We start from the raw sequence: 6,499 nt of genomic DNA on the forward strand, positions 1-6,499 counted from the left end.
CGACGGCGAGACCAGCGAGTACACGCTCGGCGAACTGCTCCCGAACGCGATACACGAGGCCACGCTCGACGACGCGCGGAACCGGTGAGTTCGGAGCGCGGCCGTCCGCGCGGACACCCCGATCGGGAACCGCTCTCCGAGCCGGAACGACTTTTAAACGTCTCGGCGAAGGTCCGGGGACATGACTGACGAGCGCGGCGCGAGCCCCGGCGACAGCGAAGATCCCGGCGACGAGGTGCAGTACCACGTCGAGGTGGGACCGGACGACGTCGCCGACGCCGTCCTCCTTCCCGGAAACCCCCAGCGCGTCGACACGATCACCGGGTTGTGGGACGACGCCGAGGAGGTCGCCTCCCACCGCGAGTACCGCACCGCGACCGGGAGCTACGACGGTACGCCGATCTCCGTGACCTCCACCGGAATCGGCTCGCCGTCCGCCGCTATCGCCGTCGAGGAACTCGCTCGCGTCGGCGTCGACACCTTCGTTCGCGTCGGCTCCTGCGGCGCGATCCGGCCGGAGATGGACGTCGGCGACCTCGTCATCACGACCGGCGCGGTCAGACAGGAGGGAACCAGCGACGAGTACGTTCGCGAGGATTACCCGGCCGCCGCCGACGGCGAGGTCGTCTCCGCGCTCGTCGCCGCCGCAGAGCGGCTCGGATACGACTACCACACCGGCGTCACGATGAGCGCCGACTCCTTTTACGCGGGGCAGGGCCGCCCCGGCTTCGAGGGGTTCGAGGCGGCCGGGTCGGCCGAGTTGGTCGCGGAACTGCGAGAGGCGAACGTGAAGAACATCGAGATGGAGGCGTCGGCGATCCTCACGGTCGCGAGCGTCTACGTCCTCCGCGCCGGCGCGGTCTGTTCCGTCTACGCCAACCGAGTCACCGGCGAGTTCAGGACCGAGGGCGAGTCGCGCGCGTCCGAGACGGCGAGTCTCGCGGTGGCGCTTCTCGCCCGCATGGACGAGGTCAAACGCGAGGCCGGTGCCGACCGCTGGCACGCCGGGCTGTCGCTGTAGTCGGGCGAATCGCGACCGTTCCAAAGCGACTTTACCCGCGCGCGTCGGACTGACAGGCATGACCACCCAGATCGTCGTCGTCGGCTCCGGGTACGCCGGTGCCGGGGCAGTGAAGGCGTTCGAAGACGAGGTCGGCGAGGGCGAGGCCGAACTCACCTGGATATCCGAACACGACTACCACCTCGTGCTCCACGAGGTCCACCGCGCGATCCGCAACCCCGCGGTCGAAGACAAGATCACGATCCCCGTCGACGAGATCAAATCGCCCGAATCGGCGTTCGTGCAGGGCCGCGTCGTCGACGTCGACGTCGACGACCGCGTCGTCGAGACCGACGACGGAACGACCGTCGACTACGACTACCTCCTCTTGGCCGTCGGCTCGACGACGGCCTTCTTCGGCATCGAGGGGTTAGAGGAGAACGCCCACCAGCTGAAGGGCCTCGACGACGCGAAAGCGATCCACGAGGACGTCCGCTCGGCCGCCGCGGAGGCGACGCGCTCCGAGCCGGTCGAGGTCATCGTGGGCGGTGCCGGCCTCTCCGGCATCCAGACCGCCGGCGAGATCGCCGAGTACCGCGACAAACACCGCGCGCCGATCGAGATCACGCTGGTCGAGGGGCTCGACGAGATATTCCCCAACAACGACCCGCAGATACAGGGCGCGCTGCGTCAGCGAGTCCAGGATGCCGACATCGACATCCGCACCGGGGACTTCATTTCGAAGGCCGACGAGGACACCGTTTACCTCGGCGGCGGCGAGGACGAAGCGCCCGAGGAACTGGACTACGACGTGCTGATCTGGACCGGCGGCATCACCGGGCAGCCGGAGATCGAAGACGTCGACGTCGAGAAGGACGAGCGGTCACACCGCGTCCACGCCGGCTCCGATTTCACCACCAGCGACGACCGCGTGTTCGCCATCGGCGACACCGCATTAGTCGAGCAGGGGGACGACGACGTGGCCCCGCCGACCGCGCAGGCCGCGTGGCAGGCCGCCGAAGTCGCCGGCGAGAACCTCGCTCGCGCCGCCCGCGGCGCGCCTCTCAAGTCGTGGACACACGAGGACAAAGGCACCGTCATCTCCGTCGGCGAGGAGGCCGTCGCACACGACGTCATGGGAATGCCGATCCAGACGTTCGGCGGCACGCCCGCGAAGCTCCTCAAGAAGGCCATCGCCACGCGCTGGATCGCCAAGGTCTCCTCGACCGGGCGCGGCGTCAGCGCGTTCGGCGACATGTAGGAGACGGGGAACGCACCCGATCGAACGCACGCGACCGATGTTCGGCAGGTGACGCGACTACCCGTCGTGTTCACGTGAGATCAAGCGACGCCGCCGCCTCCAGCCGACGCGTGCTGTGAACGGCGGTCTGGTTCTGGTAAAGTCGAGGGAGAAGTCAGTCTGGTCGTGTACGGCGGAGCGGATCGCTCTCGTCGGAGACGACGGTGTGCTCCGCGGTCAGTGTTCGGCGGGCTCGTCGGGGGCGCGCATGTCGTCGATCCGGAGGATGAGGATGTTCGCGGTGTCGTCTTTCCCGTCGACGGTCCCGTCGATGACGAGCTTCGAGAGCGGCGTCGGCCCGACGGTGACGGAGTCGCCCTCGTGGAACTTCCGCACGGAGCCCTGGACGTGGATCTCGGCGCGGCAGAGCTCCGGGTGGTGGACGCTGGAGAGGTCGATCCCGTCGACGTTGACCCCCGTTACCTCCTCGCCCTCGTGGAAGATGGGGACGTCCGCGGGCTCGTCCATGCGCTGGATGTCGAGCGCCTCGTAGGCGTTCGACGTGGGCTTGTAGCCGCCCTTCGGGCCGGGGACGCCCTCGACCAGCTGGAGGGCCTTCAGGCTCTGCATCTGGTTACGGATCGTGCCGGGGTTGCGGTCGACCTCCTCGGCGATCGCCTCGCCCTTGACGGCGTCCTCCTGTTCCCCGTACAGGTTGATGAGGGCCGTGAGGATGCTTTTCTGGCTGGATGTGAGCTCGATCGATGACATGGTCGCGAATAGACGGCCGCACCGCTTAAATGCGATGGAAGCCCGTTATAAACGATCGTGTGGGTTCCGCGTCCCGCGACCGTCGGCGGTCACGTCCCGTACCGCCGCCGGATCCGGAGGTACGCGAGGGGGCTGGAGAGCGCGACGACGACGCCGACGCCGATCAGGGCCAGCCCGAGGTCGCTGACGAACAGCGCGATCCCGGCGCCGACGAGCCCGATCACGGCTCCGGTGAAGGCCACCGCGATCATGGCGCCGACCGGTTCGATGTCGCCGCCGGCGACGTCGGCGGGGTCGAACTCGGGTGGCGCGTCGCCCGCGCCGCGGTCGTCGCCGTCGGCGTCCTCGTCGGGATCGGAGTCGTCGTCGACGGGACCGGAGTCGTCGTCGGAACCGCTCATACGGGTCCGTCGGGGCGGCGCGGCAAAACCGTGTGCGATCGCGTCCGGCGGGTCGGCCCCGCGGGGACCGCACCATTCAAGCATCGGGGCGTCGCGCGGGCTGGTATGACCACCGTCAGGATCATCGGCGCGCCGACCGACTACGGGGCGAACCGACGCGGCGTGGACATGGGGCCGTCCGCCATCCGGTACGGCGGGCTCGCCGACCAGCTCGCGAGCGCGGGCGTCGGCGTCGTCGACGCGGGCGACCTCGCGGTCCCCCGCGCGGAGGAGCGCGACCCGAACGCGGACGCGCCGAGCGCGGGAAAGGCGAAGTTCCTCCGGGAGACCGCCGACGTCTGCCGGCGCCTCGCGGACCAGGTGGGCGGGACGCTCGCCGACGGGGCCGTGCCCCTGGCGCTCGGCGGCGACCACTCGATCGCCATCGGGTCGCTGGCGGGGTCGGCGCGCGACGCCGACATCGGCGCGGTGTGGTTCGACGCCCACGCCGACCTCAACACGCCGTCGACGACCCCCTCGGGGAACGTCCACGGGATGCCGCTCGCGGCGGCGCTCGGCTTCGACGAGTTCGCGGACTCCGACTGGGCGAACGCGCCCGGGCTCTCACCGGAGAACGTCGCCCTGGTCGGGCTGCGCTCGGTCGACGACTCGGAGGTCGAGGTCATCCGCGAACACGGCTTTGCGGCGTACACGATGTCCGACATCGACGAGCGCGGGATCACCGAGGTCACGGAGGAGGCGATGGCGACCGCGGGCGCCGGCGTCGACGGCGTCCACGTCAGCCTCGACCTCGACTGGCTCGACCCCAACGAGGCGCCCGGGGTGGGGACGCCCGTCCGCGGCGGGGTCACCTACCGGGAGGCCCACAGCGCGATGGAGATCGTCGACGAGGCCGACTCGCTCCGGTCGATGGAGCTCGTCGAGGTGAACCCGACGCTCGACCAGCACAACGAGACCGCCGAACTCGCGACGGAGCTGGCGGCGAGCGCGTTCGGAAAGCGGGTGCTGTGGTAAGGGCCGGCGGAAAGCCGAAGCGGGACCGACGCTCAGACGCCGCGGTCGAGCTCGTCGACGACGCGCTGGAGGTCGGCCTCGCGCTCGATCTCCCGCTTGATCTCCTCGCGGCGGCGGACCGCCGCGGAGTCGGCGTCGTACGCGCGGACGAACTCGGCGCGGGTGTGCTCGTCGAACGCGTGCCGGATCGCGAAGTAGCCGTCCGGGACGATCGTGCCGCACACCTTGCACTCGTGGCGCTGGTGGCCGTCGGTCTGGTGGACGATGGCCGACTCCACGTCGTCGAAGGCGGCGTCGCAGCCGTCGATTCCGCACGTCCAGCGGGGCATGGTTCCCCGTCTCGCCTGCGGGGGATTAACCGTTTCCCCCGCGCCCCCCGATCACCCCGGCCGTACCCTCGCCGGGGGAACCGGATCCCCTCGCTGTCAAACGATACGCCTTTGCTCGGGGACGCACACCGTCCGGTAACGTGACCCGATCGAGAACGCGCGTCGACGCCCACGTGAAGGTGCTCGACGACGACGTCGTGGCCCTCGCGAAGGAGCGGGGGATCGACGCGCTCGTGTACGCGCCGCACTTCACCCGGCTGACGACGGTCCGGGAGCGCGCGGCCCGCTACGCCGACGACGACCTGACGATCGTCCCCGGCCGGGAGGTGTTCACCGGCGACTGGGGGAACCGCCGGCACCTCCTCGTCCTCGGTCTGGACGAGCCCGTTCCCGACTACATCACCTTCGAGGCGGCGATGGCCGAGTTCGACCGCCAGGACGCCGCCGTGCTCGTCCCGCACCCCGGGTTCGCCACCATCTCGCTCACGCGCCCGGAGGTCGCGGCCCACGCCGAGCGGCTCGCCGCGGTGGAGACGTACAACACCAAGCTCCTTCCGCACCAGAACACCCGGACGCGGCGGATCGCCGAGGTGACCGACATGCCCGGCTTCGGCTCCTCGTACGCGCACCTGCCCGGCACCGTCGGGGAGGCGTGGACCGAGTTCGACGGCGACCTCGACGACGAGGAGGCGGTCGTCGACGCCTTCCGCGAGGAGCGCCCCCGGACCGTGGTCCACCGCGGCGGGGTCCGCCACCAGCTCCGCGGGCTCTTGGAGTTCGCACACCTCGGCTACGAGAACACGTGGGAGAAGCTCGACCGCCTGTTCCTCTCCGGCGACGAGCCGACCCTCCCGACCAACGTCGTCTACGAGGGCCGGTTCAACGACGTGAGCGTCTACTCCGGGACGCTGTCGGACTACCGACCGAAGTGAGGGCGTCGCCGCGGCGACCGCGTCGGGGCGGGGCGAAGCGGACCGAACCGAGCCGGATCGAGACCGCGCCGAACCGAACAGAAACCGCTCAGATCCCGATCCCGGCCGCCGCCTCGCTCGCCGCTCGGGTCGCGGCCGAGACGTCCAGATCGAGCGTCACGATGTAAGTGTGAAGCGCCCAGAACGCCGCCAGCTCCACCGCCGTGACGACCACGGTGACGAGGTCGGCGTACTTGCTGCTCGTCGTCACGCCGGACGGGAGGCCGAACTCCCTGTCGGACAGGGGGTGGAACAGCGCGATGCCCCGCCGGCTCCCGACGACGTCGAGGAGGTAGTGGGTCAACACGCCGATCCAGACGTACTGGAGGTTGCCGAAGACGACCGGGTACGCGACGAAGACGGCGAGCACCGGGAGGCTGTGGAGCGTCTTCCGGTGGCGGCCGAAGGCGGTGTCGACATCGGGGAACAGTGCCCCCAACACGATCGGAACGGTGATCTCGGCGACGGTCCGCGCGGTGGCCGCGCTGAGGCTCGGCTCGATGACGAAGCCGAGCCCGATCGCGAGCAGCAGGGCGTTGAGGACGTGGCCGCGTTTGTTCATATCACCGGCTGGCCGGGGCCGTAGGTGAAACCACCGGATTTCGGCGGGCGGCGGTACGGTCGCCCTACCGGACGGCGTCGGACCGCCGCCCGGGCAGGCACGACGCGCGGAGCCGCCGGTCGAAAGAGCCACGGGAGACGGCGCCCAGCGGTCGGTATGGAGTACGAGGAGCCGAAGTTCTTCCACGTGATGCAGTACGCGGCCGCGGCCG

At 70.1% G+C, this 6,499-nt stretch carries 9 protein-coding genes; 5 read left to right on the plus strand and 4 right to left on the minus strand.

Annotated features, from left to right (window positions below; genetic code table 11):
- Positions 1-181 precede the first annotated feature (181 nt).
- Positions 182-1,021 carry a nucleoside phosphorylase gene (locus SD626R_RS00280; protein WP_092561885.1) on the plus strand — a complete coding sequence of 280 codons (840 nt, stop codon included), beginning with the start codon at positions 182-184 and terminating at the stop codon, positions 1,019-1,021.
- A 58-nt stretch (positions 1,022-1,079) separates the two neighbouring features.
- A complete protein-coding gene (locus SD626R_RS00285; RefSeq protein ID WP_092561888.1) occupies positions 1,080-2,261 on the plus strand; it encodes an NAD(P)/FAD-dependent oxidoreductase in 1,182 nt (393 codons plus the stop codon).
- Positions 2,262-2,477: 216 nt separating this feature from the next.
- Here SD626R_RS00285 and SD626R_RS00290 read toward each other — a convergent pair whose 3' ends face one another.
- Positions 2,478-3,011: an Rrf2 family transcriptional regulator gene (locus SD626R_RS00290; RefSeq protein ID WP_008004417.1), complete on the minus strand. Its 534-nt coding sequence runs from the start codon at positions 3,009-3,011 to the stop codon at positions 2,478-2,480.
- An 89-nt stretch (positions 3,012-3,100) separates the two neighbouring features.
- Positions 3,101-3,412: a hypothetical protein gene (locus SD626R_RS00295; RefSeq protein ID WP_092561891.1), complete on the minus strand. Its 312-nt coding sequence runs from the start codon at positions 3,410-3,412 to the stop codon at positions 3,101-3,103.
- 105 nt (positions 3,413-3,517) lie between these two features.
- On the opposite strand from SD626R_RS00295, the gene rocF reads away from it, so the two are divergent.
- A complete protein-coding gene (rocF, locus tag SD626R_RS00300; protein ID WP_092561894.1) occupies positions 3,518-4,426 on the plus strand; it encodes an arginase in 909 nt (302 codons plus the stop codon).
- A gap of 32 nt (positions 4,427-4,458) precedes the next feature.
- Here the strand turns inward: rocF and SD626R_RS00305 are convergent, their stop codons facing one another.
- Positions 4,459-4,755, minus strand: a complete 297-nt coding sequence (locus SD626R_RS00305; RefSeq protein WP_092561897.1) for a DUF7565 family protein — start codon at positions 4,753-4,755, stop codon at positions 4,459-4,461.
- A gap of 140 nt (positions 4,756-4,895) precedes the next feature.
- Here SD626R_RS00305 and SD626R_RS00310 point away from each other — a divergent pair, with 140 nt between their 5' ends.
- The gene (locus SD626R_RS00310; protein WP_092561900.1) at positions 4,896-5,687 is read left to right on the plus strand and encodes a PHP domain-containing protein; all 792 of its coding nucleotides are present in this window, start codon (positions 4,896-4,898) and stop codon (positions 5,685-5,687) included.
- An 88-nt stretch (positions 5,688-5,775) separates the two neighbouring features.
- On the opposite strand, the gene SD626R_RS00315 is transcribed toward SD626R_RS00310, so the two are convergent.
- Entirely contained in the window at positions 5,776-6,288 is a 513-nt protein-coding gene (locus SD626R_RS00315) for a metal-dependent hydrolase (RefSeq protein WP_092561903.1), read from the minus strand.
- Between the two features lie 24 nt (positions 6,289-6,312).
- Here SD626R_RS00315 and SD626R_RS16975 point away from each other — a divergent pair.
- Positions 6,313-6,499: hypothetical protein (locus tag SD626R_RS16975; protein ID WP_218054127.1), on the plus strand; the 187-nt coding region annotated here is incomplete at its 3' end.

The organism is Halorubrum sp. SD626R (assembly GCF_001261915.1).
Taxonomy (GTDB): Archaea; Halobacteriota; Halobacteria; order Halobacteriales; family Haloferacaceae; genus Halorubrum.

What these genes read in the sequence shown, in the direction of transcription:
- SD626R_RS00315 (WP_092561903.1), bottom strand. Translation starts at nt 6,288, where the DNA reads ATGAACAAACGCGGCCACGTCCTCAACGCCCTGCTGCTCGCGATCGGG.
- SD626R_RS00285 (WP_092561888.1), top strand. Translation starts at nt 1,080, where the DNA reads ATGACCACCCAGATCGTCGTCGTCGGCTCCGGGTACGCCGGTGCCGGG.
- SD626R_RS00295 (WP_092561891.1), bottom strand. Translation starts at nt 3,412, where the DNA reads ATGAGCGGTTCCGACGACGACTCCGGTCCCGTCGACGACGACTCCGAT.
- SD626R_RS00290 (WP_008004417.1), bottom strand. Translation starts at nt 3,011, where the DNA reads ATGTCATCGATCGAGCTCACATCCAGCCAGAAAAGCATCCTCACGGCC.
- rocF (WP_092561894.1), top strand. Translation starts at nt 3,518, where the DNA reads ATGACCACCGTCAGGATCATCGGCGCGCCGACCGACTACGGGGCGAAC.
- SD626R_RS00305 (WP_092561897.1), bottom strand. Translation starts at nt 4,755, where the DNA reads ATGCCCCGCTGGACGTGCGGAATCGACGGCTGCGACGCCGCCTTCGAC.
- SD626R_RS00280 (WP_092561885.1), top strand. Translation starts at nt 182, where the DNA reads ATGACTGACGAGCGCGGCGCGAGCCCCGGCGACAGCGAAGATCCCGGC.